This window comes from Bacillus cereus group sp. MYBKT111-2 (assembly GCF_051915205.1).
In the GTDB taxonomy this organism is placed as follows: domain Bacteria; phylum Bacillota; class Bacilli; order Bacillales; family Bacillaceae_G; genus Bacillus_A; species Bacillus_A paranthracis.
This window is the reverse complement of sequence record NZ_JBQAEG010000004.1, coordinates 443,670-468,469: the sequence shown is the minus strand read 5'-3', so window position 1 is coordinate 468,469 and position 24,800 is coordinate 443,670. Positions and strand designations below refer to the sequence as shown.

Genomic DNA, 24,800 nt, shown 5'->3' with positions numbered 1-24,800 from the left:
CTGATGGATGGAATTATAAAAGAATTACAAAAGTTAGGTTTTTCCCAGTACGAATGTAAAGCGTATATTGGATTACTAAAACATTCCCCAGTAACTGGGTATGAAGTGAGTAAACAAACAGGAGTACCTCGTTCTATGATTTACGAGGTACTCGGTAAGTTAATGGATAAAGGAGCGGTACATATTGTACCTTCTGAACCAGTTAAATATGTACCAGTACCGGCTACCGAATTAATGAATCGAATGCGAAAAGACTTTGAAAAGTCCTTTGAATTTTTAGATGAGAAATTAAATAGTTTAGAACAAGAGCGACAAATAGATGTAATTTCGCATATTCGCTCAAATGATCGGGTTTTGAAGGAAATATGCAATATAATTAATAGAGCGAAGGAAGAGTTATGGATTTCTGTATGGGAAGATCAAGTGCATGAAATTGAGCCATACATTCATCAAAAGGAAGAGGAAGGTGTACATATATTTTCAATCTTATTTGGCGCTCCTGATACAAAAATAGGCGCGACGTTTCACCATAATTATATGACGCCTCACGTTGTTGAAGAGAGAATGGGTGGTCATTTAACTGTAATCGCGCGTGACGGGGAAGAAGTATTAATTGCGAACTTCTCAAATGATAGCACTTCATGGGCTGTTACAACGTATGACCCAGCTCTAGTTCTCGTTGCTACAGAGTATGTGCGACACGATATTATGGTTGAAGAAATTACGAAGGAATTTGGAGCTGATAAGTTAGATACGTTGTGGCGTGAAAATATAGATTTAGTTCATGTCGTAACAGGAAAACGAACTTTAAAAGGAATGGGGGATGATAGAGATGAGTAAAGCTGAGGCTCATGTAGCTTTGCAGAGCGATGATACATTTCAGCAAGGAGTAAAAGATTGTTTACCAACTGTATTTGGTTATTTAAGCATCGGTATAGCAGCTGGTGTAATTGCAAAAACAGCTGGTTTCTCCATTATTGAAATTGCGTTTATGTCCACTTTAATTTATGCAGGTTCTGCCCAATTTATATTAGCTGGTATGTATGCAGCTGGTGCTCCTGCTTCTGCAATTATTTTTACTGTATTTTTTGTTAACTTGCGTCACCTTCTTATGAGTGCTGCACTTGCGCCGTACTTTACGAAACTGCCTCTATTTAAAAACTTACTAATCGGTTCGCAAATTACAGATGAAACGTTTGGTGTTGCAGTGCAGCATGCAGCGCAAAAAGGATATTTAGGTGAAAGATGGATGATTGGTCTTAACGTAACAGCGTATTTAAATTGGATTCTTGCTACTATTATCGGCGGGCTGTTTGGTGAGTGGATACCAGATCCACATACGTACGGCATGGATTATGCATTACCAGCAATGTTTATCGGGTTATTTGTACTTCAGCTCATAAGTAGTAAACCGAAACTGGCAATTCATCTTACTGTTGCAATTGTAGCAATTATAATTGCGTACGTTTCGCACTTATTTATGCCAGATAGTATAGCGGTTATTATCGCAACATTACTAGCTGCGACGATTGGAGTGGTGATTGAAAAATGGAAATGAGATTAGACGTATTATTACTTTTATTAGCAGCAGGAGCTGTCACACTCGTGCCACGTATTTTACCTCTACTCGTATTTAGCAAACTACAAATTCCAGACTGGGGTTTAAAATGGTTAAATTACATACCAATCGCGATATTAGCAGCGCTTTTAGCGCAAGTTTTATTTATGCATGAGACGATGCAGTGGGATTACTTGATCGCAGCAATTCCAACATTTCTTGTCGCCATATATACCCGTAGTTTATTAGGTACAGTATTAACGGGAGTGATTGTGATTATTTTGTTACGTTTCTTTTTCTAAAAAGGATTACGCTCATATAATAGCGAAAAGTGTAATAACATGAAAAATATAGGGGTGGTGTTATGATACTTTTAACGATAGGAGCAATTTTGTTAACGTTGTTTATTTTCTTTATTATCGGCTTTATTACGTTTATGATGTTTGTTGATAAGGCGACACCTCAAATATATTATACACCTTGTGAATCAGTGACAGTGAAAGCTAAAGGTAAACATAAAAGGAAGAAAAGTTGAATGGTGGCTTTTCTTCCTTTTGTTTTGTCTGATTTTTCTGTATAATTTAAGTTAGTTATCCAACTAACTTAAAAGGGGGCATAGAAATGGCAAAACCGAATGTTGTTAATAAAGAGAAGTTACTAGAAGCAGCAAAAGAAATTATTGCAGAGCATGGGATGGAAAAGTTGACATTAAAAGCAGTTGCAGAGAGTGCTCAAGTTACTCAAGGTACCGTATATTATCATTTTAAAACGAAAGATCAATTATTACTTGAAGTAACTGAATCGTTTTGTAAAGCGTCGTGGGAACAAATAGGAAAGGATGTACAGTTAGAAAAGGCTTTACAGTCTGCTGAAAGTAGATGCGTGAAAGATTCAATGTATCATCATTTGTTTTTTCAATTAGTAGCTAGTGGATTACAAAATGATGCGATGAAAAATAAAATTGGTGGATTGTTACATTATGAAAACCAAGAATTGACAAGAGTGTTAAATAAAAAAATAGGAGGTACAATGACATCTCAAATTTCAACTGAAACGTGGAGCGTTTTATGTAATGCATTAATTGATGGATTGGCATTGCAAGCGTTATTCAATCCATCTTTTTCTACAGACAAAGTATATGGTGATTTATATATGCTCTTGGAAAAGTTTACAGTGCTACAAAAGGGAGGTAATGTCAGTGAATAATAGACTTTGGCTCACTATTTTATTTTCTATCGGCATTTGGCTTTTTGCCTCAGTGTTCTTCATTATTTTCGGTTCTTCTGTTTTATTAGAATACACTTCAAATAGATTTTTTCTACAAATGGCGTTGCTTGAATTAGGGACAGCTATAGCTTTATATTTTGTAATGTGGTTATATCAAAAACTGGATACCTCGAAATATGCAGTTATTAAGTTAGGTATATGTGGCACAGCGATTGGTTTAACTTTAGATTCTTACATCTTGTATCATTCTTCTAATATATTCTCACAATTAACCTCACAGCAAATCATGTCATTTACCATTTGGATGGTAATTGCTTACGCTCTTTATTTAATAATTCCTTTCGTTATGGAACGAAAAAGACTGTTATAAAGAGGATTTTTATCCTCCTTATAACAGTCACATCCCCGAAAGAACTAACAACAATACCCCAAATAAAAAACTAATAAAGGAAAGAAAACCGATACATATGGAGAACACACGGTTGTTTCTCCATTCGCGCCAAAAAGTGATAAAACCTAAAATACAAAGGAAAAACCAAATAGGCAGAAATAGGAACTCGCTAATTTTCTCGGGAAGTAACGCATAAAAAGTTGATAAATATAAAATCCAATTTGTAAAAAATAAAATGCAAACGATAATAGATTGTAAGTAGGGACGTTTGGAAAACTCCCCCTTTTTTACAGTTGCTAAAATAATAGTTAGTACTGAGAAAAAGGCAATGAATAGGAAAATAAGTAAGAGTAATGTAAGTGTCATTTACATCTCCTTTATAAGAGTGTTTTTTACAAGAAATGAATCTATTACATTGTATGCTTGATTTGTAGTGTGCCCGTTATATTTTTCAGTGTACGGATTTAGAAAACCATGTTCACCAGGTAGTTGCTGTATTTCTAATAAAGGGTTCTTTTGTTGCTGCAATGTTTGAATGAAAGAGGATACTGAAAAACTAGCTTCTTTTTCAGGGAAAATAAGTAAGGTAGCACATGTTGGTTTCATATGAATATAGTCACGTATACGGGAACCGTAGCATCCGATAATAAAATCTATGTTCGGATTGTTACTACATAGCCATGAGATGGTAGCACCAACACTAAAGCCGATAAGTCCAGTATGTGTGTAACTACTAGAAAGAGAAGTAATGAATGTTTCAATTTGCTTTTTTCCATCTTCAAATCCAATATGATTCATAAAAAAATGATATGCTTTTTCTTCATCACTATAAGGAAATGCATGTTGCGATTGTAGCAGATTAGGGCAGAATACATCTATTTGAGATGAAGTGAAGCGGTCTATAACATGATGCATATGGTCGTTCACACCATATATTTCATGAACAATAACGAGAGCTAATTTTTTCTTCATAATTACAATGTATCCCTATGAAACTTAAATTCTTGCTCAACAAGGCAGATACGTAGTTGAAAGTTTTCATACCATTGCTCACGACCTCTTTGTTTTGCTTCTTTATGTAAGGCGTTCTGTTTCCAACTTTCAATTGCCTCAAGTGATTCCCAATAAGAAATTGTGATTCCGATCCCTGAATGATCTCGTGCACTTTCTACACCTAGAAATCCAGGTTGTTGCTTTGCAAGTTCCTCCATTTTGTCAGAGGCGACACCATAATCTGTCGTATCATTTGATAAATGAGAAGTGAAAATAACTGCATAATAATGACTTGTTTTTTGTAAATTATTTTTCATATACATTCCCCCTTTTCATATAGTTTAGCATGTAATAAATAGAAAAGAAGTTATGGCTTCTTATTAATATTTCGTTTTTTTATTGTCACTTGAATGAAGTAAGATGGTTTCTATATTGATGCTCGAAATTTTTTATCGCTAAATATAAATATATTTATATATAAATGTTTAAAATAGGAAAAAATCACATATTTTGTTAACGAAATATGTGATTCATATTAGAATAATACATATAAAGTATATATGTATAATATGTTAGTAAAATTTATTGAAGGAGGTGACCTCTTTGCACAGTAGGAGGAAAGAAAATAAAAAAATATTAAATGTATTTGTAGTTGTTATGAGTTTATTCTTGCTATTATCCCAATTACAGTTTTTAAGTCCGATTGATACGGCAACGGCAGCAGTTACAGATGAAGAAGGTTTTGATAAACCAACTTATCAATCTATTCATAAAGGTGAGATGTATTCTACCGGTAATGTGAATTTAGGTATTAAAGCTACTGAATCTCAGAAGAAAACGGCATTGTATTCAGATATAACGAATATTGCGTATACAGCACCGAATGGCTATACCCGTGAACTTATTGATATAGATGATGATCCAACAACTACAAATTCATCTAAGGCATATATTCCCGTTCCAGAAGATGCTGAAATTGAATGGGCTGGATTATATTGGAGTTCAACACGTTATGAATTAACGCAGCAACAGTATGTAGCACCAGTTAAGTTCACGACTCCGGCAGGGAAGAGCTTTCAAGTAAAACCAAGTAATACGTATTACGGAAGTGGCTTGCTTTATGGTTTCGGTATTGATGGTACTTATTATTCTAATTATGCAGATGTTACAAAGCTTTTACAGTCCTCTAATTCAAAAGGAGGAAGCTATACTTTAGCAAATATTCCTTATCCAAATACAAAGCTTGCGTATAATTATGGATATTATTCTTTTGCCGGATGGTACATGCTAGTGATCACGAAAGATAAGTCAAAAACAAGAAAAGCATTTACTGTTTATGATGGTGGATTGAAAAGAGCTACTGGATCTGGTGAAAAAGAATTCACTGTGAAAAACTTTCTTGCTTCAAAAACTGGAGATTTAGATCCAAAAGTTTCTGTTTTTGCTGTCCAAGGTGATAGATATTGGCAAGGTGATAAACTCTTTGTTCATACAGATAATACTTGGAAGGAAGTTACTGATAAGCTGAATCCAACAGGTAATATATTCAATTCCACTATTTCTGAATATGAGGAACATATGCGAGATAAGTATCCAGGTACATTTAATCCAGATTATAAAAATAATTTGGGAGTTGATGCAGATTTAATTAAGTTACCAGCAGGATATATTAAACCAGAGCAAAAAGAAATACGCCTAAAAGCTGCGACAGCTGGTGATGACTACGTCTTAAACACATTAGCTTTTGCAGTAAATGCAACAGCGCCAGAGCTTGTCATCGATAAGGAAGTAGTAGATGCAAAAGAAAAGTATGAGCCAGGTGATGAGGTTACATATCGTTTACGGGTGAAAAACATTGAACCAAATTCGAGTTCTGTTAATACAAAAATTGAAGATGTTTTAGATTCGCGTCTAGAATTTGTACCAAATTCGGCGAAAATCATTTCTGGTCCGAATGCTGGAAATGAAACAGAACAAGTTGACTATGATGCAAAGACAAGAAAGTTAACAATAAGAATTGGTGAAGGAGCAATTGCTACAAAAGGTGGAATCTATACGGATAAAACACCTGAGACAATCATTGAATTTAAAGCGAAACTAAGGGGAGAAAAGGTAGAAACAGAAGTTCCTAATATCGCTGTCGTTCAAGGGATTGATGAGTTAACAGGAAGTCAGGTTGAAGCTAACGATTCTAATAAAGTAGTAGTTAAAGTATTACCAGAAAGAGAAGAGAAGCCTGGGAAGTTAGTAACCACTAAACTAGCTAAAGATATAAACGGCGGTACGCTGAAAGTTGGCGACAAATTAGAGTATACAATTCATACTAAAAATAGTGTGCCAGATTCTCTCTTAAAATCTGTTAAAATTACGGATAAACTTCCTGAAGGAGTAGAATATGTTCCAAATACGTTGAAGATAGACGGTAAGGAACAAACGGATGTTGAAGATGAAGATCATGCACATATAAAAGATGGAACGATTTATGCTCATCTCGGTGACCTTAAAGGTGAGGAAGAGAAAGCAATTACGTTTGAAGTTGTTGTAAAGCCGGAGATGGCAAATAAGAAAATAAAAAATATAGCAATAGTTGAGACTGATAGTTCGAAAGATAAGGAAAAGCCAGAAGTTGAAACACCGGTCGATTCGTTGTCTGGACAACTAGAGTCGAAAAAAGAGATTATTGGTATAAAGCAAGAAAAATTTCATGTTAATGATGAATTTGAGTATCAAATTAAACTTCGAAATAAGGTAGAAAATGGGCTTATTAAAGATATGCGTCTAACGGATAAGCTTCCTGAAGGTATAGAGTATATAACTGGTAGCATGAAGTTAAATGGAAATTTATTGACAGATGCAGTTGACGAGGATGAGGGATCGTATGAGGATAACACGATTAAATTAAACTTTGGTGACGTACTTGATACAGAAGAACGAACGGTAACTTTTAAAGTGAAAGTTACGCAAGATGCATTAAAAACGAAGGAAATTGAGAACATAGCAGTTGTTGAGGGAAAAACACCAGATAATGAAGATTTACCTCCACAAAAACCGAATGTAAAAACGAATGTGGAAGCAAAGGAACCTAAAGTAAGAAAGATGGTTTCGGATGCAGATGAAAAAGAAGTGGAAAAAGCGACATTACAAAGTATAGATGAAGAGTTTACATGGCATGTAAACTATAATTTTGGTAATGACATTATGAACCTTGAAAAAGTAGTATTGCAGGATGACTTAGAGGATATTTTAACTATCTTACAAGTAAAACTTGTAAACAGCGATGGAGAAGAAATAGAAGTTATACCGCAAATTGATGAACAATTAAAGAAAGTAAGTATTGAGTTACCGAAGCAGGACGGAAATTATACTTATCTTGCGAATCAATCGTATACAATGCATATTAAGTCAAGACTAAACGATAATGTAGATGCAGATATACTAACGAAATACAATGCAAATGATGGTATTCCAAATAAAGCAGAATTACTATTTGACCAGAAGAATTTTGTATCAAACGAAGTGTTTGTAGTATCGCCAACATTAGGGAAATTTGAGATTGAAAAAGTAGATGCGAACGATGAAAATCTCAAGTTGGAAGGCGCAGTATTTGATGTGATTAGTAAAGATGGAACCATAGTATGTAAATTAACAACCAATAAAGATGGTTTGGCAACTTCTATTCCATTAATGGTTGGCAAATATACATTAAAAGAAGTACAAGCACCAAAAGGATATATGTTAATGAGAGAACCAGTAGAAATTGAAGTGAAATCTGGAATGGATTCACAAAAAATAAGAGTAGTAAATAAAAAGAGTGAATTTGTTATTCCAGAGACTGGTGGAATAGGGACAATTATTTATTATGTAATTGGTGGAATATTGATGTTTGTTACATTGTTCCTCTTTGTTAGAAAGAGAAATAATGAGAGATAGAAATAACAAAGGCAATGCAAAATGATAGGGAGTGGACAACAATGAAAAAGATTTTTAGTTTATTTTTAATCTGTATGTTAGCTTTTTCGACGTTATCTAACATGATTGTTAGTGCGGAATCAAAAAGTACAGGTACTTTAACGATTCACAAGTTTGAACGAAGTAAAGAATTAAAAACAACTACAGAAGGTAATGGAAAAGAAGGACAAACTGTTCCAGAAGATGCAAAACCTTTAGAAGGTGTAACTTTTGAAATTAAACGAATTGAGTCATTTGAAAAAATTTCAAATGATGGAACTGTTATAAAAGAAGATGCAAAACCAGTAAAAGACGCTGCAATAACAAAGGTAACAAACGCAAAAGGGGAAGCTGTTTTTTCAAATCTTCCGCTAGGGCGTTATGAAGTAAAAGCAATTGAGGGTCCAAAACATATTGCGTTGGATAAGACTACTTTTATTGTCGATATTCCAATGACAAGTGCAGACGGTAAAGATTTAAATTACGATGTTCATATTTACCCTAAAAATGAAACAAAACGTGGTTCAGTAGAATTCGTAAAAAGAGGTGAAGCCGGTAAAGTATTAAAAGATGCAGAGTTCCATTTATTTAAAAAGAATAAAGATGGAACAAGCACACAAGTTAAGACACCGAGTTCATTAGTAACAGGTGAAGATGGTAAAGTTCGTGTTGATTCGCTAGAATATGGGGATTATTATTATTTTATTGAGCATAAGGCTCCAACAGGTTATTTAACTAGTAAAGAGGAGCGTCCTTTCTCTATTAAGGAATCTGGTGAAGTCGTTAAGCTGGATGATATAAAGAACTATAAAGAACCTACCATTACTAAAAGTATAAATAACGGTTCAAAAGTAGCTGGAATTAATAAAGAGACAGATTATACGTATGATATTAAAACACTACTTCCTGAAGATATTCAATCATATAAAAAATATGTTGTAAAAGATATTTTAGATGATCGTTTGGAAATAAAAGGCCTACCAATTGTTATGATTGACGGAAAGAAAGTTGAAGATGGTAGTGTAAAAGTAGTTGTAGAAGGTCAAAAAGTAACCGCTACAATTGAAGATTTTTCAAAAATTAATGGGAAAGAACTTCATTTGCAAATTACTGCAAAAATTAAAAGTGATGTTGAATCTGGAGTGAAAATTCCAAACAAAGCAGTACTTGATTTTGTAAACAAAGATGATGTTTCATCAGAAAAAGACGGAAAGCCATCTAATGAAGTGGTGGTTACACCGACAACGGGAAATATTAAAATTGAAAAAGTTGATGGTAAGGATAAGACGCTTAAATTAGAAGGTGCGAAGTTCCAATTACAAGATAAAAAAGGTAATGTTATAAAAGTTAATGGGAAAGAAATGAATGATATAACAGATGCAAATGGTATTATTACATGGAATGAAATCCCGTACGGTGAATATCAAATTGTTGAAACGGAAGCACCAAAGTATAAAGATAAAGACGGTGCAGTCGAGCACTATCAAAAGTTAAGAGATCCGATTGATATTACAATTGATGAAAAACACCCAAAAATAGAGCTACAAGTTGAGAATAATAAGAGCGGTTGGATTATTCCAGCAACAGGTGGTATGGGTACAATTTTCTTCACGGTAGTGGGTCTTATGCTAATGGCGGTAGCAACATTTATTTTCTTTAGAAAAAAACCTGTAAAGAATTCTTAATTTATATGTTTATAATAATTGAGTTTTGAGAAGAGGAAAGGCATATCGCTTTCCTCTTTTCCACATTTTATCCGTAGTGAAAGAGGCTATTATGAAACGAAATATAATTTTTGGAAGTATTTTTTTACTAGGATTAAGTATATTTCTCTATCCAACTGTAAGCAATTGGTTTGCAACAAGAACACATTATTCAGAAGTAAGTACATATGATGAAGCGATAAAGAGGCTGGAGCAGGAAGAGATTGATCGTAAAGAAATGGAAGCACGAGAGTATAATAAGAAGGTCCAAAATACAACGCAAACATTTTCAGATCCTTTTCGGGAAAAGGATGGTGAACGTAAAAGTTCTACTGTGGATATGTTAAATGTTGGTGATGTTATGGGGTATATTGAAATTCCAAAAATTGATGTGAACCTTCCAATTTATCAAGGGACAACAGAAGAAGTGTTAAGCCGTGGGATTGGTCAGTTGAATGAAACCTCATTACCAGTAGGAGGAGAAAATACGCATACAGTTTTAACGGGACATCGCGGTTTACCTTCAGCGATAATGTTTACTCATTTAGACAAAATTGAAAAGAAAGATATATTTTATATTCATATATTAGATAAAGTACTTGCCTATAAGGTAGATCAAATAAAAGTTGTGTTACCAAATGAGACAGAAGATTTATTAGTAGTACAAGGACAAGATTACGCAACATTAATTACGTGTACCCCTTATGGAGTGAACACGCACAGGTTACTAGTGAGAGGACACCGTGTTCCATATGATGCTAGAGAAAAAGAAATGATTACAAAACCTTTCATTTTAGAAGATTGGATGATCATTTTTCCTATTGGTATTATTTGCATTATCCTTCTAATAATCTATTTAAAAAAACGAAAATAGTATGTATTGTGTGGTGAGTGTGTGAGAAGGGGAGTTATAAGCGTAGTATTGTTTCTTACAGGATTATCCCTATTTTTATATCCAATGATTGCTAATTATATAAACAAGTATGTATATAAGACAGAAGTGATACGTTATGAAAAAATGGTTGATGATTTAAAAATAGAAGATGTAAATGAGAAGTTTCGAAAGATGGAAACATATAATAAATCGTTAGGGAAAACTATTTTCAAAATGAGTGACCCATTTGTACAGGATGATGAAATAAGTACGGAACCGTTACATTATATAAACAAAGATGAAATATTTGGTACGATTTCTATTCCGAAAATAAAAGAGGAATTGCCAATTTACTTAGGAGCAAGTCAAGAAAACTTAAGTAAAGGAGTAGGGCAAATTGAAGGGACTTCATTACCGATTGGTGGGAATGATACACATGCTGTATTGGCAGGACATCGTGGATATCATGGGGCAATGATGTTTCGTCATCTTGATTGGTTAAGTGATGGAGATGTATTCTATGTAAAGGTATTTGGAAAGCAGCACGTGTATAAAGTAATTGGCCGTGAAATCATTTATCCAAATCAAGTAGATAAATTAAATGTAATAAAAGGAAAAGATAAAGTTACACTGCTTACATGTGAACCATATACATCAAGTAAATATCGTTTGTTAGTATATGGGGAGCGAGTAGAAAGTGAGCAAAAGGAAATGAAACGTCTTAAAAAGAGTGTAGTCGAAGTTAGAAGCTATGAAACAAGAGACATATTTATAAAACTAGCTTGTGGAATAGTAGGCTTCATTGTAATTTGTATTGGTTTGTATGGATTACTAAAGAGAAAATAGGAATGACATTTATATAGAAAAAGAAAAATGCCACTTCAAAAATGAAGTGGCATTTCTTATATTTCCTCTAAGCTATTAACTGGAACTGTTAATTCGCGTCCTGGGTTTTTTACTTCATATATGCGGGCGGTTTCATTGCTTTCGTCGACGTGTTGAATCATAACAGGCATGCCTTGAAAACTAACATTCGCTTGCTCCGCTGACACAGAAAGCTCTTTTGCACGTTGAATATTCATTTATATTCCTCCCATCATTATTATCTTTGCTAAAAAAGAGGAATAATATACCATTTCGAGACATTCTTAAAGTTTTTGTATTATTTGTAATGTTTCTTTAATAAATGAAGTGAAGATCGAATCAGGATGGCTATCTATTGCTTGAGCAGCTTCTTTTGCCTCTGTTAAGGCAGATTTTTTATCTTGAAGTTCTATATAGCAAAGGGCACGATAAGACCCAGCTGTTAATACCCACGATTGATCAAGTGGATGATTCATATAATCTGGTATGGTAGCGTGTTTTAATGTTTCCAAAGCTTCCTTATAACGTTTTAAACCATACAAAGATTTTCCTTTTTCAAGATAATACAGCCCATCGTCTTGGAAAATTGGATCATTTTTTAGTTTTTCTCGAAATTGTTCTAGATGTTCCAATGCGATTGTATATTCATTCGTAACAGTGTTGTAGTAATAAGCTTTTAATATATCTACATTTGCAGCGGATAAAGTATCTTCTGTAAAAATGGCAAATTGCTCAGATTTTTTTATGTAATATAAATATCGTTCTTTATCAGCTACAATGATTTTTTGATAAGATAAAATACGGTAAAATTCATCTGTTTTATAATACACTTGATGTTTTTTTGAAAATGCAAGTGCATCTAAAATGACTTTTTCACATTTTTCATAATTGCCGTATGCGAGTAAAATAATTGCCTCTTTTAAGTATAGTTGTATATGTGTAATAAGATCCATTTCTAAATTCTTCGCCTTATATTCATCACGAATTGTGGCGATCAACTGTAAACATTCTTTATATTTTTTACGTTTGAAGAGCATATAGTAAAACAGTAGTTTCGTTTCAGTACTTTCGCGATACAAAGTATATTTTTCAAATATAGAAACAGCTGTTTCAACGTAATATTCAATATTATAATCGTTCATAATAGCCGCTCCAGTTATGAACTGTTTATATAAACGTGCTGTATTTAAAGTTGGAGGTAAATCTGTTTGAACGATAGGTAGTAAAGTTTTGTATACTTCATCGCCATTTGCCTTTATTAGTGGCTCCATTTTTTGAATGAGTTCTACAATTTTTCCTTCATCTTCTTCTAATAAAAAGCTCGGTTCACATTCAAGTTTTTCTGCAATATATTGTAATGTTTTCATAGAAGGTGTAGCTTTTCCATTTTCAATTTGACTAAGCATACTTTTTGTCAGTTCCGAACCTGCCAGTGCTGTTTGCGTAAGCTTTTTTTCTTTTCGTAATGCTTTAATTTTTTCTCCGAGAGTTGCCATATTGTAGCTCCTTTATAATTAAAAAGTTAAATACAATTAAACTTTTTGTTGTGATAATTGGAAAGTTGATTATATAATAAGTTTAACACAATTTAACTTTTAAAGGGAGAGTGTCAGAATGGAAGATGTAAGTATAGGTCAAACCGATTCAAGAATGAAGATTGCAACGAGAAATATCATTTTAATGATGATTGGAAAAATGACGTCTTTATTAGGCGCAGGTATTTATACGTTCGCAATGGGGTTATACGTATTAAAGACAACGGGTTCTGGGATGGGCTTTGCTACTACGCTCGTTTGCGGATCACTTCCAAGGATGATCTGTGGACCAATTGCGGGTGCTGTAGCTGACCGTGTGAATCGAAAATGGCTTGTCATCGGTACTGATTTATTAAGTAGTTTAACGATGCTTATCATGTTTATCCTTGCTACTATATTTGGACCATCACTTCTTTTTATTTATGTTTCAGCAGCATTATTATCAATTTGTGCAAGTTTTTATTCTGTTGCATTAACTTCGTCTATTCCTAATTTAGTAGATGAGGGGCGTATTCAAAAAGCGAGTGCTTTAAATCAAACGGCAGCTTCTTTATCAAATATTTTAGGACCGATTATTGGCGGAGTTGTATTTGGTTTCTTTTCCATTCAGTCGTTCTTTTTATTAAATAGTATTACGTTCTTTTTAGCGGTGATTTTGCAATTGTTTATCGTATTTGATTTATATAAAAAAGAAGTGGCTGAAAGAAAAGAACATTTCTTGACGAGTATAAAAGAAGGTTTTTCATATGTAAAACGACAACATGAAATATACGGTTTAATGAAAATAGCATTGTGGGTAAACTTTTTTGCTTGTGGGCTAACCGTTGCACTGCCATACATTATCATACGTACATTACATTTATCTTCAAAGCAACTCGGTACTGTAGAGGGAATGTTAGCGGTCGGGATGCTAATGGGTGCGATTACTTTATCAGTGCGTAAAGAAGTGAATAATCCGTTTCGTTCTATTTATACTGGACTGTTTTTGTTTGCAGGTTTAAGTTTATGTACAGTATTCCCGTTGTTAGTTACCATTCCAAAAGTAGCAAGTTTTATTTACTATATTGCTTTCATGATGTTAACTGGTATAGCAATTATGATTGTAAATATTCCGATGCAAGTACATATGCAAAAGACGACAGATCCGAGCTACTTAGGGCGTGTGTTTGGTCTACTTGAAACAATTGCGACTGCAATCGCACCGCTCGGTATGATTGTATATGGATTATTGTTAGACATGTTGCCAACTAGCATTGTTATGATGACAATAGGCGGAGGTTTATTGTTAGTTGTATTAGTTGGAGTAAGGCAACATATGGCGAAAAAACAAGTGGATGTGTCGGCTTAAAAACAAGAAAATAATAAAAATGACCAAATTAGTATTTTAGTTTTTGAAACTCTTTTTCATGTATGTTACAGTATAGTGAGCAGGTAAAGAAAAGGAGACAACAGCATGAAAAAATTAAGTTTTGTTATGCTTTTTCTGTTAGTCGTAATGGCTGGATGTAGTAATTATGACACATATATTGAAACAGGTATGCAATCATTGAAAGATGAAAAATATAGTGATGCAACAATGTGGTTTGAAAAAGCAGAAAAAGAGAAATCGGGAAATGAAGCGAAATCATATAAAGAAATGGCCGAGAAAATGGATAATGGAGCAACGGCATTAAAAGACGGTAAGTATTTAGAAGCGAAAGACATTGCAAATGAAGTGTTACAAATGAAAAAAGACGATGCACTTGAAACAGCTGTAACATCAAATGCAGAGAATATGCTTCAAAAAGCAAAAGATGTAGAAGAGAAAGTAAATGAAAGAGTAGCAAAACGTAGAAAAGTAGAAGAAGAAGGAATTGATAAACTCATTAAAGCTGTAGATAGTATAGATGATGTGAAAGAAAAAGAGAAAAAAGTTTCAGAAGCATTAGATAAGGCTGAAGAGGCGCAAGCAAAAATTGAAGCGAAGAAAAATAAATAGAGTTATAGCTTAAAAGACTGTCGTGTAAAGCGACAGTCTTTTAATTTTTTGTTGCATAAGAAGTGATGTTATGTAGTAAAAAAGAAATAATTTTAGAATTCCACCTGTCCTCATGATGAATCGTATAAATGTTACGTTGAAATTCAAATTCAGGGATGGGTATGTAGCGTAGTTCATTTCGTTGTACTTCTTGTTCAATAGCAAGTTTAGAAATAAAGGCAACCCCATTACCGTATTTTAAAATTTGTTTCATCGTTTCTAATGAATCTAATTCAATTTCTGATTGGAATGTAATGTTATGAGCTAACATCCATTTTGTAAGTAAATCTCTTGTTGTAGATGGATTACGATGTAGTAATATCCGTTCCTTTTCGATATCTTGTAATGATACATTTTCTTTTTTTGAAAAATGATGTTCTTTGGAGAAAGCAAGAACAAGTGTATCAGGCATTACATTCGTCTGTTTTAAAAGTGATTCATCAAACGGTGCTGCTGAAATTACACCGAGATCAATTTCATGATTTTGTAGCATCGTTCGAATTTCAGGAGCTGTTTTTACCATGAGTGTTATTTTTATATTTGGAAATTCACATTGAAATTGATGAACAATTTCTGGTAAAAGATATGTCGCTGGTACATAACTAGCGCCAATTGTTATAGCTCCTTTATGAAAATCTTTAAACTCTTGCGTGACTCGCCTAGCTTCTTTCATAAGCGCATCTATTTTACAAGCATAATGATGCAATGCCTCGCCAGCCTCTGTTAAGAAATATCTTCCAGAACGTAATTCAAATAAAGGTACACCGAGTTCCTCTTCTAAGCTTTTTATATGGAATGTAATAGTAGGTTGTTTAACACCAAGCTGTTCTGCAACAATCGTGAGCTTTTTGTATTTCTTAATAAGCACTACAATTTCTAATTTTAAGAGATTCATGGCAAGTTGCCCCTTTTTCTTCTAACTATAGAAAAAATCTATAGAAATAAATAGTTTATTAGAAGTTTTTTAATTTAATCTTTACAGTACATTAACATTCAGTATAAATCTTCCATATAGAATGAAAGCAGGTTAAGAGTGAGGGGAGAGAGGTGAAACGATGGATATTAAAATTAGTGGATTAGAAAAATCATTTGGAAAAGTACAAGCGTTAAAGCCGTTACAAATTGTGATGAAACAAGGTGAATTCACCACACTGTTAGGACCTTCGGGATGCGGGAAAACGACATTACTTAGAATGATTGCAGGACTGGAAGAGCCAGATAAAGGTGAAATATATTTTGGAGATACGTGCATGTATTCTTCTTCTAAAAAAATAAAAACATCTCCTCATGAACGTAATATCGGAATGGTATTTCAAGATTTTGCTTTATGGCCGCACATGACTGTTTTTGAAAATGTTGCATTTGGTTTAAGAGCTACAAAGCAAACGAATCAATTACGAGAAAAAGTAGAAGAGGCAATAAAGCGAGTTCGTTTGCAAGGGATGGAGAAAAGATATCCGCATGAACTCTCTGGCGGACAGCAGCAACGTGTCGCATTTGCTAGAGCGATTGTAACAAAGCCGCATTTTATTTTGTTTGATGAACCGCTTAGTGCACTCGATGCAATTTTGCGAGAAGAAATGCGGTTAGAGCTTATGGATATCGTTCATTCCATTGGTTTAACGGCATTGTATGTAACCCACGATCAAACAGAAGCTATGTCAATGTCAGACCAAATTATTGTCATGAAACAAGGAGAAGTATTACAAAAAGGAACACCAGAAGATATTTATGTGAAGCCATCTCATGAATTTGTTGCAAAATTTGTTGGTAAGGCAAATTGGCTTGTAGAGGGTAAACAAATGGTTCGTCCAGAGCATGTGAGCTGGACAAAAAATGAAGTGTGTGAAATGTATACAGGTGAAGTCCAGCACGTTACATATGTAGGAGAGCGTTATGAAGTGAAAGTAAATATGGGGACACTCGGAATATGGACAGCTTATCACAATAGTAAGATAAGCATCGGAAAGCCAGTATCGTTATATGTACCGAAAAAATGTATTCATCATATAGGGGGAGAATCGTATGAAGAAATTCAGTTCGCTTAAGTCGTTATTTGTATGTACTTTATTATTTTCTGCCGTAGTAACAGGGTGTAGTTCAAAGACAGGTAATGCAGATGCAAAAAGTAAAACTACGAATGAAAAGAAAATTGTTGTATATAGTGCTGGACCAAAAGGATTAGCAGAAAAAATTCAAAAGGACTTTGAAAAGAAAACGGGTATAAAAGTGGAAATGTTTCAAGGAACAACAGGTAAGATTTTAGCGCGAATGGAAGCCGAAAAGAAAAAACCAGTCGTTGACGTAGTCGTACTTGCTTCTTTACCAGCGATGGAAGGATTAAAGAAAGATGGTCAAACGTTAGCTTATAAAGAAGCGAAACAAGCTGATAAGCTTCGTTCTGAATGGTCGGATGATAAAGGGCATTATTTCGGATATAGTGCTTCAGCATTAGGAATTGTGTACAATACAAAAAATGTGAAGGCAGCACCTGAAGATTGGAGCGATATAACAAAAGGAGAATGGAAAGGGAAGGTGAATTTTCCGGATCCAGCACTTTCAGGTTCGGCTTTAGACTTTGTAACAGGATACGTGAAAAAGAATGGAAAAGATGGATGGAATTTATTTGAACAGCTTAAGAAAAATGAAGTTACAGTAGCGGGGGCAAACCAAGAAGCATTAGATCCAGTAGTAACAGGTGCAAAAGATATGGTCATTGCGGGTGTTGATTATATGACGTACAGTGCAAAAGCAAAGGGTGAACCAGTTGATATCGTATATCCAAAAAGCGGAACAGTCATTAGTCCACGCGCAGCAGGCATTATGAAGGATAGTAAAAATGTAGAAGGTGCAAAAGAGTTTATTGATTATTTATTATCAGATGATGTGCAAAAACAAATTTCTAAAGCATATTTATTGCCTGGTAGAACAGATATAAAAGCTGAAAATAGACCGAATGTAGAAGAGATTCCAGTATTAAATGTTGATTGGAAAACAGTGGAGAAAGAACAGGATGAAATAGGAAAACAATTTAAGAAAGTATTTCAATAAGATGGTGATTACATGGTAAATCGATTCGTATCAGTAAGGCAAATTGGAATGACGGTAGCGTTGTTACTTGTGGCGATGTTAATCGTCGTTCCGCTTTTTCTCATTTTATTTTCTAGTGTATATGAAAATAGTAGTTGGAATTTTTTAAAGCCTTTTGAAGTGATGCAGAGTGGTGGATTAGCTGGGATTTTTCTAAATTCGATGCTTCTCGGTGTACTTGTAGTAATAGGAGCTACCGTATTTGCATTTCCATTAGCGTTCATTATGAGCAAAACAGATGTTGGAAAGTATAGCAAGTTAGATGTTGTTTTTATGATCCCATTTATGACACCGCCGTATATTGGGTCAATGGGCTGGATTTTGTTCATGCAACCTAACGGCTATTTCGAACAGTTTTTTCCGATGCTAAAGACGATATCATCCTCGTTTTTTAGTTTAGGAGGTATGGTTTTAATTATGAGTCTGCATTTATTCTCATTTCTTTACTTCATGTTGAAGAATACATTACTTCAAATTGGGAGTAGTAAAGAAGAAGCGGCAGCAGTTCATGGTGGAAACTTTTTCTATCGTTTACGAAAAATCATATTGCCGCTATTGGTATCAAGTTATGTAATGGGTGCCTTACTCATTTTCGTAAAGACGATTGCTGAATTTGGGACACCAGCTACATTCGGACGAAGAATAGGATTTCATGTGTTAACATCTGAGATTCATAAATTTATTTCGAGTTGGCCGATTGATTTTGGTAGTGCAACAGCATTATCTTCTTTATTACTTAGTGCGTGTATGCTCATTTGGTATATGCAAAATGTATTGAATCGAAAGTACTCATATGCAATGGTTAGTGGAAAAGGTGTGAAATCTAAAAGGTATAATTTGTCTATCGTTACGCGTGTTGTAACATGGGGCTATGTAATTGGTTTATTACTCGTATCAATTGGAATCCCGTATTTTTCTATATTGATTGCTTCTTTATCAAAATTAAGAGGCGGTGGCTTACATGTAAATAACTTTACAACGAGCCATTATGAAGCATTATTTACAATCGGATCTCCAGGATTAGAAGCTCTATGGAACAGTTTTCTTTTTTCACTTATAACAGCGATTATTGCTGTTATGATTGGCGTCTTTTTAGCACTTATGATTCGAAAGGGGAAAAAGTCCTCTGAAAAATGGCTGGATATGTGCGGTATGTTACCGAACATGGTACCAGGAATCGTAATGGTTGTAGGGCTTATTTTATTTTGGAATTCCCCCTATATGCCCCTGTCCATTTACAATACACCAGTCATGGTAATCGTAACGTACGTTGTTCTTTTTTTACCTTATACGGTGCAGTATGTAAAAGCATCGCTCGGGCAAATTGATGATTCTCTCGTGCAGGCAGGAAGTATTTTTTCTGGGAATTATATGTATATTTTTAGAAAAATAATATTCCCTCTTATTATCCCGGGTATTCTTGCCGGATGGGCGATGACATTTACAATCTCGATAAGGGAGTTAGTAGCATCGCTTCTCGTACTACCTCCATCGGTAGAAACGTCAGCAACATTTATTTTTGCTCAATTTGAACAAGGAGAAGTATCTATTGGAATGGCGATGGCTGTCGTTTCAGTTGGACTTACAACACTATGTTTATTACTTCTGCAGCATATGGAGCACAAACGAAAAGGGGTAGCATGATGAGGGTAGAAGTGTGGGGAGGAGCGGGAGAATACGGTCGCTCCTGCTACTTCGTAAAAAATAAAGAGACAAAAATATTATTTGATTGTGGTATTAATCGGTCATATGAGGATAGTTATCCAAAAATAGAACGAGAAGTTGTACCGTTTTTAGATGCAGTATTTTTGTCACATATTCATGAAGATCATACGATGGGCTTACCTTTATTAGCGAAGTATGGATATAAGAAAAAAATATGGACAACTCGTTATACGAAGGAGCAACTTCCCGCTTATTATGAAAAATGGAGAAACTACAATTTGGCGCAAGGATGGCATGTACCTTATACCGACCAAAATGTAAAAGATTTAAATTATGTATATATCGATGAGATTAGCAATCCGAATGAATGGGTACAGATTACTCCTACATTGCGTTTTCAATGGGGGTATAGTGGGCATGTATTAGGAGCTGTTTGGTTTTTAGTGGATATGAATCATACATATGTATTCTATTCTGGCGATTACTCAGCAGAGTCTAACATATTGCGAGCTAATTTACCTGAGAAGTTGCACGGCGATATAAAAGTCGCAATCGTAGATGCCGCTTATCATACTGATGATGTTTCGCAACATGAACGAATAAACGAACTATGTACAGAAATTGAACGCGCCGCCGGGAACAAAGGGATAACATTACTACCATTGCCCCCCCTTGGTAGGGCGCAAGATATCGTATTGTATTTATATAAAAAATATAAAGAACTCCCTATTATAGTAGATCAAGAAATTTTGGATGGATTTCAACAGATGTTCGCATATAAAGATTGGATCAAAAATAATGAAGAACTTGAAGAGCTAATGGAGAGTTTAAAAAGAAACATAATAGTTATGGATGATGACAGCGGTACGCAACATAGTTATGGAATAGTTGTAATGAGTGATGCGAATATGCAAACGAAGCGAGCGCAGTTATATTATGAACAACTTCGACGTGACGAACGAAATTCTATTATCTTTACTGGACATATTGCGAAAGGGAGTTTTGCAGAAAAAGTTTTGAAGGAACGTGTAGGTAAAGAATGTAGGGTGAAGCGAGTTCCATATAAAGTTCACCAAAGTATAAGAGATGTGAAAGAGATGTTAAATACATTATCACCAGAACATACGGTGTTAGTACACGCTTTGAAAGAGGATACGGATCGATTACAAAAAAAGCTTAGCACCGCAGGGTATGAAAATGTATATTCACTTACTATGGAACGAATAGAAGTCATTTGAAATGTAAAGGGGATAGGTATATGAAAAGCGTATTTGTATTCGTAAGTATTTTCTTTTGTTGTTTCCTTTATAACGTTAAGGAAGGATTTGCCGCTAGTCCAATGACACCTAGTTTTGAAGTGAAGTTATTATTAAAGCCAGAACAAGTACTAGGTCCTAACAAAGAGATGAAGCAAGATGTACTAGAGCATTTCCAGGCTGGTACAAATTATGAAAGAATACAAGTACAGTTTTTAGATACTGCAAATAAAAATTTAAGTAATGAAGGCTGGTTTGCCAGAATACGAAAGAAAGAATTTAGTAAAGATTTTGAGCTAACATATAAAAAAAGATATCCTATTCCAAATGGTGTAATTCAAGATGCACTAGAAGTAGCTAAAAAAGAAGGATTCGATAGTAATACGGATAGTTATGAGGCGGAAATAGACTGGGGATTTGAGAAGAAAACATTAAGCATTTCAAATAAGAAAAGTTACAGTGCGAAAGGATATGGAATACTTGATTTACCAAATAAACAAGCTGCTCAAAACATGTTAATAGAAAAATTACCAGGGAAAATGAACAAATGGTTGTATACGAATTGGGGAGAAGAAATGCTTAAGAATTCTCGTATTTATGGTCCTGTATTAATGAAACGGTATACAGGGGAGTTTGAAAATAGTAAAACGAATATTGAAGTGTGGCCACTAAGTAATACTGGGAAATTAGAAGATGACTTCGTAATAGAAGTGTCATTTAAAACAAATGAAGAAAGTATTGCGACAAAACAAAGGGAATTATTAATGGCGAGTTTAGAGAAAAAAGGCTGGTTGTTACCGAAAGATAGTTTGAAGACAGAGCTTATTTTTCAGTAAATAGTAAAAAGGAATCCATATGCCATGGATTCCTTTTTATATATGAGTATTAAGCTAAATCAGCTGACACGAACATATCACTATTTTGAAGATTTTTAGAGCGTAAACTATAAGCAACTACCTTCTTTTTATATTGTTTTACAACATCAACATGCTCTTCATGACTGTAAATATAAAATGTGAAATCTTTTTTACCACGTTTTGCATGGATAATTAAAGGAGTGCCTTCATTATGGGGTGGTGCATAATAGCGATCTAAAAATAAACCTTCGTTAAAATCATGAATAATTTTTGATTTCTGTTCGCCTTCTACGTTATTTCCGTGAATTGTAATAGTCACATTCTCTTCTTCAAGTTTTGGATGTGTTTCGTACTTGCTAATAATGGATTCAATAACAGTGTTAGGAAGGCTAGAAACGATAATTTTAAATGCTCCAAATACAACTAACATTACAATAAACCAAGTCGTCATAGTATATCATCCCCTTTATTCTATTTAATAATATAACTCATATGGTAATAGTACATATGGTGAAGTTTTGTATAATTTGTGAAAAATATGCCATTTTTACGAACGAAATATTAGAAAAATCAATTTTGTTACAAAAAGTTGAAATTGAAGTATTTTAAAAGAAAAAGGTTTATAATAAAAATATAACTAATAACCACATTACTAATTATAAGGAAGTGTAACTATGAGTACTGTAGCAATCGTATATGGTATTATTCTTTCCACAATTATTGTTTTGTTTTTTGTTGGGGTTTCACGTTATATTCATAAATGGAAAGAAGGCGTTGCGAAATTAAATCACATTGAAGAAGAACTTAGTGATTTAATGTTACATCATGGTAAGTAAAAAGTTTATTTTTAGCTAAATAATGTGAAGGATATCACAAAACATGCTTGTCTAATGAAGGCATGTTTTTTGTTGTTTAAGAAAAGAAGTAATTTTGTATAATTAATCTAAATATTACTTAAAAAGGTAAATTGATTTAGTATAATATATAATATATTCATTTTAGGGGGAGTATTATGAGGGGGTTAAAAATTGTTAGAACTATAGCTGGAATTACTATAGTAGGCTGTATAGCTTTCTTTTCAGTGAAGGAATATGTCAATTCCAAAGAAGATTCTAATTATGTGCTAAATTACATAAAAGAACATAAGGATGATAAAACAACTTCTTTAATTGTTAAAAGAAATGGTAAAACATTGACATCAATAAATGAAAAAGAAAAATTACCGCTAGCAAGTATGTCGAAAATCGTTATAGCAATTGAATATGCTAAGCAAGTAGCTGGAGGGAAAATAAGAAAAGACGAGCAAATTTCATTGAAAGAATTAGAAAAATACTATGTGAAAAATACTGATGGTGGTGCACACTCTGCATGGCTAGATGATGTAAAAGCTAAAGAGTTAGTGAAGGGTGGTCAAACTTCTTTAGAAGAAGTAGTGAAAGGAATGATCCATCATAGTTCGAATGCAAATGCATCATATTTATTGGACAAGCTTGGAGTAGCGCGGATAAATGAAAGTTTGAAAGAGTTAGGCTTAAATAGTCACGATGAATTTTATCCAACGTATACAGGGGCACTATATATGAGGGGCTATGTTGAAAAAGAACTGCATATTCCTCAAAATAAAGCATTGGACAAGCTACGTAATATGTCTAATGATGAATATGTTAAGCATGTATGGCAAATACATGAATGGATGAAAGACGAGAAAGAATGGACAAAACACGATATATCGTTAAAAGCCGATATGGACTCTCAGCGTATTTGGTCAGATCGGTTTGTAGGTGCAAATGCGAAAGATTACATGAGTTTACTGGAAAAGATAAATAGCAGAAATTATTTTACACCACAAATGCAAGGTGAGATTGAGAATATATTTAAAGGAACCGTAGGAGAGGGTATGTTCGAATTTGCTGGACAGAAAGGTGGTTCTACGGCATTTGTATTAACAAATAGTTTCTATGGTACTGATAAAAAAGGGAATAAGATTGAGATTGTCTTTATGATGAACAATTTGAGTGAAAAAGCATTTGAAAAACTTCTAAGTAATATGGATTACTTTACTCGAGATATTGTCATAAGTGAGGAATTTAGAAATAAATTATAATGAAATAATTTTATTATGTAAACAAAGGAGCGCTTATGAAAAGCGCTCTTTTTAAATACAGGATTCCCCCATCTTATTATTGAATATAGATTGAAAATAAGAAAGGAAGTTGAATAATGACAACAATATATTTCGTTCGCCATGCCCATTCTACCTATACAAAAGAAGAACGGGAGCGTCCTTTATCAGAAAAAGGACACTTGGATGCAGAGAATGTAACAAACTTATTAAAAGATAGACATATTGATGTAGTGATTTCTAGCCCGTACAAAAGAGCAATTCAAACTGTACAAGGAATTGCGAATACATATCATGTATCAATAGAAATAGAAGAAGATTTACGAGAAAGGTTATTAAGTTCAGAGCCGGTAGCAGATTTTAATGATGCCATTGAGAATGTGTGGGAAGATTGGGATTTTGCACACGAAGGCGGAGAATCGAATGATGTAGCGCAAAGGCGTGCTGTAATATGTATGCAAAATATATTAAAAAAATATAAAGATAAGAATATTGTAATAGGAACTCATGGGAATATTATGGTATTACTCATGAATTATTTTGATTCAAAATATGATTTTCGATTTTGGAAAACAATTCGTATGCCTGATATATTTAAGTTGAATTTTCATAATGAAGATTTAGTTTCTGCCGAAAGGATAGAGAATACGGGTCATCAGATAAATAATTTGTAAAAGTTTATCAAAAAAAGAGGAAAGAG

At 33.9% G+C, this 24,800-nt stretch carries 28 protein-coding genes; 21 read left to right on the top strand and 7 right to left on the bottom strand.

Annotation, left to right across the window (positions count from 1 at the left end):
* Window positions 1–3: 3 nt before the first annotated feature.
* From ACTFNE_RS14630 to ACTFNE_RS14605, 6 genes are all read left to right on the top strand, one after another.
* Complete coding sequence (locus tag ACTFNE_RS14630; RefSeq protein WP_046197325.1) at window positions 4–840, top strand: TrmB family transcriptional regulator; 837 nt, start codon at window positions 4–6, stop codon at window positions 838–840.
* Window positions 833–1,558 carry an AzlC family ABC transporter permease gene (locus ACTFNE_RS14625; protein WP_000029966.1) on the top strand — a complete coding sequence of 242 codons (726 nt, stop codon included), beginning with the start codon at window positions 833–835 and terminating at the stop codon, window positions 1,556–1,558. Before ACTFNE_RS14630 ends, ACTFNE_RS14625 begins: the two co-directional genes overlap by 8 nt.
* Entirely contained in the window at window positions 1,549–1,860 is a 312-nt protein-coding gene (locus ACTFNE_RS14620) for an AzlD domain-containing protein (protein ID WP_000425942.1), read from the top strand. The genes ACTFNE_RS14625 and ACTFNE_RS14620 overlap by 10 nt, the downstream gene beginning before the upstream one ends.
* 62 nt (window positions 1,861–1,922) lie before the next feature.
* On the top strand, window positions 1,923–2,093 hold the full coding sequence (locus tag ACTFNE_RS14615) for a DUF3951 domain-containing protein (protein WP_000602230.1): 171 nt from the start codon (window positions 1,923–1,925) through the stop codon (window positions 2,091–2,093).
* 86 nt (window positions 2,094–2,179) lie between these two features.
* Window positions 2,180–2,764, top strand: a complete 585-nt coding sequence (locus ACTFNE_RS14610) for a TetR/AcrR family transcriptional regulator (RefSeq protein ID WP_046197327.1) — start codon at window positions 2,180–2,182, stop codon at window positions 2,762–2,764.
* Window positions 2,757–3,155: a DUF5367 family protein gene (locus tag ACTFNE_RS14605; RefSeq protein ID WP_046197328.1), complete on the top strand. Its 399-nt coding sequence runs from the start codon at window positions 2,757–2,759 to the stop codon at window positions 3,153–3,155. Before ACTFNE_RS14610 ends, ACTFNE_RS14605 begins: the two co-directional genes overlap by 8 nt.
* 27 nt (window positions 3,156–3,182) lie before the next feature.
* On the opposite strand, the gene ACTFNE_RS14600 is transcribed toward ACTFNE_RS14605, so the two are convergent.
* The 3 genes from ACTFNE_RS14600 to ACTFNE_RS14590 are packed head-to-tail and all read right to left on the bottom strand — an operon-like array spanning window position 3,183 to window position 4,486.
* Window positions 3,183–3,542, bottom strand: coding sequence for a hypothetical protein (locus ACTFNE_RS14600; protein ID WP_270705569.1), 360 nt, complete (start codon window positions 3,540–3,542; stop codon window positions 3,183–3,185).
* Window positions 3,543–4,148, bottom strand: coding sequence for a dienelactone hydrolase family protein (locus ACTFNE_RS14595; protein ID WP_270705567.1), 606 nt, complete (start codon window positions 4,146–4,148; stop codon window positions 3,543–3,545).
* Between the two features lie 2 nt (window positions 4,149–4,150).
* The gene (locus ACTFNE_RS14590) at window positions 4,151–4,486 is read right to left on the bottom strand and encodes an antibiotic biosynthesis monooxygenase family protein (protein ID WP_270705566.1); all 336 of its coding nucleotides are present in this window, start codon (window positions 4,484–4,486) and stop codon (window positions 4,151–4,153) included.
* Window positions 4,487–4,763: 277 nt separating this feature from the next.
* On the opposite strand from ACTFNE_RS14590, the gene ACTFNE_RS14585 reads away from it, so the two are divergent.
* The 4 genes from ACTFNE_RS14585 (at window position 4,764) to ACTFNE_RS14570 (ending at window position 11,540) form a co-directional block, all read left to right on the top strand.
* Window positions 4,764–8,099, top strand: a complete 3,336-nt coding sequence (locus ACTFNE_RS14585; RefSeq protein WP_439998133.1) for an isopeptide-forming domain-containing fimbrial protein — start codon at window positions 4,764–4,766, stop codon at window positions 8,097–8,099.
* Between the two features lie 41 nt (window positions 8,100–8,140).
* Entirely contained in the window at window positions 8,141–9,802 is a 1,662-nt protein-coding gene (locus tag ACTFNE_RS14580) for a SpaH/EbpB family LPXTG-anchored major pilin (protein WP_270705563.1), read from the top strand.
* A 91-nt stretch (window positions 9,803–9,893) separates the two neighbouring features.
* Window positions 9,894–10,694 (top strand): class C sortase, encoded by an 801-nt coding sequence (locus tag ACTFNE_RS14575; RefSeq protein WP_270705561.1) that lies wholly within the window; start codon window positions 9,894–9,896, stop codon window positions 10,692–10,694.
* Window positions 10,695–10,715: 21 nt separating this feature from the next.
* Window positions 10,716–11,540, top strand: coding sequence for a class C sortase (locus ACTFNE_RS14570; protein ID WP_270705560.1), 825 nt, complete (start codon window positions 10,716–10,718; stop codon window positions 11,538–11,540).
* Between the two features lie 56 nt (window positions 11,541–11,596).
* Here ACTFNE_RS14570 and ACTFNE_RS14565 read toward each other — a convergent pair whose 3' ends face one another.
* Together ACTFNE_RS14565 and ACTFNE_RS14560 are read right to left on the bottom strand one after the other, a co-directional pair.
* Window positions 11,597–11,776, bottom strand: a complete 180-nt coding sequence (locus tag ACTFNE_RS14565) for an H-type small acid-soluble spore protein (RefSeq protein WP_001025740.1) — start codon at window positions 11,774–11,776, stop codon at window positions 11,597–11,599.
* A 66-nt stretch (window positions 11,777–11,842) separates the two neighbouring features.
* Window positions 11,843–13,054 carry a helix-turn-helix transcriptional regulator gene (locus tag ACTFNE_RS14560; protein ID WP_270705559.1) on the bottom strand — a complete coding sequence of 404 codons (1,212 nt, stop codon included), beginning with the start codon at window positions 13,052–13,054 and terminating at the stop codon, window positions 11,843–11,845.
* A 118-nt stretch (window positions 13,055–13,172) separates the two neighbouring features.
* Between ACTFNE_RS14560 and ACTFNE_RS14555 the strand changes: the two genes are divergently transcribed.
* Together ACTFNE_RS14555 and ACTFNE_RS14550 are read left to right on the top strand one after the other, a co-directional pair.
* On the top strand, window positions 13,173–14,441 hold the full coding sequence (locus ACTFNE_RS14555; RefSeq protein ID WP_270705558.1) for an MFS transporter: 1,269 nt from the start codon (window positions 13,173–13,175) through the stop codon (window positions 14,439–14,441).
* A gap of 105 nt (window positions 14,442–14,546) precedes the next feature.
* A complete protein-coding gene (locus ACTFNE_RS14550) occupies window positions 14,547–15,071 on the top strand; it encodes a DUF4398 domain-containing protein (protein ID WP_000736435.1) in 525 nt (174 codons plus the stop codon).
* 40 nt (window positions 15,072–15,111) lie between these two features.
* On the opposite strand, the gene ACTFNE_RS14545 is transcribed toward ACTFNE_RS14550, so the two are convergent.
* Entirely contained in the window at window positions 15,112–16,005 is an 894-nt protein-coding gene (locus ACTFNE_RS14545) for a LysR family transcriptional regulator (protein WP_001050629.1), read from the bottom strand.
* 160 nt (window positions 16,006–16,165) lie between these two features.
* Between ACTFNE_RS14545 and ACTFNE_RS14540 the strand changes: the two genes are divergently transcribed.
* Genes ACTFNE_RS14540 through ACTFNE_RS14520 form a run of 5 tightly spaced genes read left to right on the top strand, consistent with a single transcriptional unit; the run spans window position 16,166 to window position 21,957 of the window.
* Window positions 16,166–17,158 carry an ABC transporter ATP-binding protein gene (locus ACTFNE_RS14540; RefSeq protein ID WP_000351828.1) on the top strand — a complete coding sequence of 331 codons (993 nt, stop codon included), beginning with the start codon at window positions 16,166–16,168 and terminating at the stop codon, window positions 17,156–17,158.
* Entirely contained in the window at window positions 17,136–18,161 is a 1,026-nt protein-coding gene (locus ACTFNE_RS14535; protein WP_270705557.1) for an ABC transporter substrate-binding protein, read from the top strand. The genes ACTFNE_RS14540 and ACTFNE_RS14535 overlap by 23 nt, the downstream gene beginning before the upstream one ends.
* 12 nt (window positions 18,162–18,173) lie before the next feature.
* On the top strand, window positions 18,174–19,844 hold the full coding sequence (locus ACTFNE_RS14530) for an ABC transporter permease (RefSeq protein WP_270705556.1): 1,671 nt from the start codon (window positions 18,174–18,176) through the stop codon (window positions 19,842–19,844).
* Entirely contained in the window at window positions 19,841–21,103 is a 1,263-nt protein-coding gene (locus tag ACTFNE_RS14525; RefSeq protein ID WP_046197338.1) for an MBL fold metallo-hydrolase, read from the top strand. Before ACTFNE_RS14530 ends, ACTFNE_RS14525 begins: the two co-directional genes overlap by 4 nt.
* 20 nt (window positions 21,104–21,123) lie before the next feature.
* Window positions 21,124–21,957 (top strand): hypothetical protein, encoded by an 834-nt coding sequence (locus ACTFNE_RS14520; protein WP_046197339.1) that lies wholly within the window; start codon window positions 21,124–21,126, stop codon window positions 21,955–21,957.
* 49 nt (window positions 21,958–22,006) lie between these two features.
* Here ACTFNE_RS14520 and ACTFNE_RS14515 read toward each other — a convergent pair whose 3' ends face one another.
* Window positions 22,007–22,429: a YfmQ family protein gene (locus tag ACTFNE_RS14515; RefSeq protein WP_000214586.1), complete on the bottom strand. Its 423-nt coding sequence runs from the start codon at window positions 22,427–22,429 to the stop codon at window positions 22,007–22,009.
* 41 nt (window positions 22,430–22,470) lie between these two features.
* On the opposite strand from ACTFNE_RS14515, the gene ACTFNE_RS14510 reads away from it, so the two are divergent.
* From ACTFNE_RS14510 to ACTFNE_RS14495, 4 genes are all read left to right on the top strand, one after another.
* Complete coding sequence (locus ACTFNE_RS14510) at window positions 22,471–22,587, top strand: hypothetical protein (RefSeq protein ID WP_002011946.1); 117 nt, start codon at window positions 22,471–22,473, stop codon at window positions 22,585–22,587.
* Window positions 22,588–22,652: 65 nt separating this feature from the next.
* Entirely contained in the window at window positions 22,653–22,814 is a 162-nt protein-coding gene (locus ACTFNE_RS14505; protein ID WP_000108701.1) for a hypothetical protein, read from the top strand.
* A gap of 176 nt (window positions 22,815–22,990) precedes the next feature.
* Window positions 22,991–24,082 carry a serine hydrolase gene (locus ACTFNE_RS14500; protein WP_001214642.1) on the top strand — a complete coding sequence of 364 codons (1,092 nt, stop codon included), beginning with the start codon at window positions 22,991–22,993 and terminating at the stop codon, window positions 24,080–24,082.
* 116 nt (window positions 24,083–24,198) lie between these two features.
* Window positions 24,199–24,774, top strand: a complete 576-nt coding sequence (locus ACTFNE_RS14495; RefSeq protein ID WP_046197340.1) for a histidine phosphatase family protein — start codon at window positions 24,199–24,201, stop codon at window positions 24,772–24,774.
* Window positions 24,775–24,800: the final 26 nt, after the last annotated feature.

Bases quoted from the DNA above. Each gene is read 5' to 3' on its own strand.
- ACTFNE_RS14630 (WP_046197325.1), top strand. From the start codon at position 4: ATGGATGGAATTATAAAAGAATTACAAAAGTTAGGTTTTTCCCAGTAC.
- ACTFNE_RS14625 (WP_000029966.1), top strand. From the start codon at position 833: ATGAGTAAAGCTGAGGCTCATGTAGCTTTGCAGAGCGATGATACATTT.
- ACTFNE_RS14620 (WP_000425942.1), top strand. From the start codon at position 1,549: ATGGAAATGAGATTAGACGTATTATTACTTTTATTAGCAGCAGGAGCT.
- ACTFNE_RS14615 (WP_000602230.1), top strand. From the start codon at position 1,923: ATGATACTTTTAACGATAGGAGCAATTTTGTTAACGTTGTTTATTTTC.
- ACTFNE_RS14610 (WP_046197327.1), top strand. From the start codon at position 2,180: ATGGCAAAACCGAATGTTGTTAATAAAGAGAAGTTACTAGAAGCAGCA.
- ACTFNE_RS14600 (WP_270705569.1), bottom strand. From the start codon at position 3,542: ATGACACTTACATTACTCTTACTTATTTTCCTATTCATTGCCTTTTTC.
- ACTFNE_RS14595 (WP_270705567.1), bottom strand. From the start codon at position 4,148: ATGAAGAAAAAATTAGCTCTCGTTATTGTTCATGAAATATATGGTGTG.
- ACTFNE_RS14590 (WP_270705566.1), bottom strand. From the start codon at position 4,486: ATGAAAAATAATTTACAAAAAACAAGTCATTATTATGCAGTTATTTTC.
- ACTFNE_RS14580 (WP_270705563.1), top strand. From the start codon at position 8,141: ATGAAAAAGATTTTTAGTTTATTTTTAATCTGTATGTTAGCTTTTTCG.
- ACTFNE_RS14575 (WP_270705561.1), top strand. From the start codon at position 9,894: ATGAAACGAAATATAATTTTTGGAAGTATTTTTTTACTAGGATTAAGT.
- ACTFNE_RS14565 (WP_001025740.1), bottom strand. From the start codon at position 11,776: ATGAATATTCAACGTGCAAAAGAGCTTTCTGTGTCAGCGGAGCAAGCG.
- ACTFNE_RS14560 (WP_270705559.1), bottom strand. From the start codon at position 13,054: ATGGCAACTCTCGGAGAAAAAATTAAAGCATTACGAAAAGAAAAAAAG.
- ACTFNE_RS14555 (WP_270705558.1), top strand. From the start codon at position 13,173: ATGGAAGATGTAAGTATAGGTCAAACCGATTCAAGAATGAAGATTGCA.
- ACTFNE_RS14550 (WP_000736435.1), top strand. From the start codon at position 14,547: ATGAAAAAATTAAGTTTTGTTATGCTTTTTCTGTTAGTCGTAATGGCT.
- ACTFNE_RS14545 (WP_001050629.1), bottom strand. From the start codon at position 16,005: ATGAATCTCTTAAAATTAGAAATTGTAGTGCTTATTAAGAAATACAAA.
- ACTFNE_RS14540 (WP_000351828.1), top strand. From the start codon at position 16,166: ATGGATATTAAAATTAGTGGATTAGAAAAATCATTTGGAAAAGTACAA.
- ACTFNE_RS14535 (WP_270705557.1), top strand. From the start codon at position 17,136: ATGAAGAAATTCAGTTCGCTTAAGTCGTTATTTGTATGTACTTTATTA.
- ACTFNE_RS14530 (WP_270705556.1), top strand. From the start codon at position 18,174: ATGGTAAATCGATTCGTATCAGTAAGGCAAATTGGAATGACGGTAGCG.
- ACTFNE_RS14525 (WP_046197338.1), top strand. From the start codon at position 19,841: ATGATGAGGGTAGAAGTGTGGGGAGGAGCGGGAGAATACGGTCGCTCC.
- ACTFNE_RS14520 (WP_046197339.1), top strand. From the start codon at position 21,124: ATGAAAAGCGTATTTGTATTCGTAAGTATTTTCTTTTGTTGTTTCCTT.
- ACTFNE_RS14515 (WP_000214586.1), bottom strand. From the start codon at position 22,429: ATGACGACTTGGTTTATTGTAATGTTAGTTGTATTTGGAGCATTTAAA.
- ACTFNE_RS14510 (WP_002011946.1), top strand. From the start codon at position 22,471: ATGGTAATAGTACATATGGTGAAGTTTTGTATAATTTGTGAAAAATAT.
- ACTFNE_RS14505 (WP_000108701.1), top strand. From the start codon at position 22,653: ATGAGTACTGTAGCAATCGTATATGGTATTATTCTTTCCACAATTATT.
- ACTFNE_RS14500 (WP_001214642.1), top strand. From the start codon at position 22,991: ATGAGGGGGTTAAAAATTGTTAGAACTATAGCTGGAATTACTATAGTA.
- ACTFNE_RS14495 (WP_046197340.1), top strand. From the start codon at position 24,199: ATGACAACAATATATTTCGTTCGCCATGCCCATTCTACCTATACAAAA.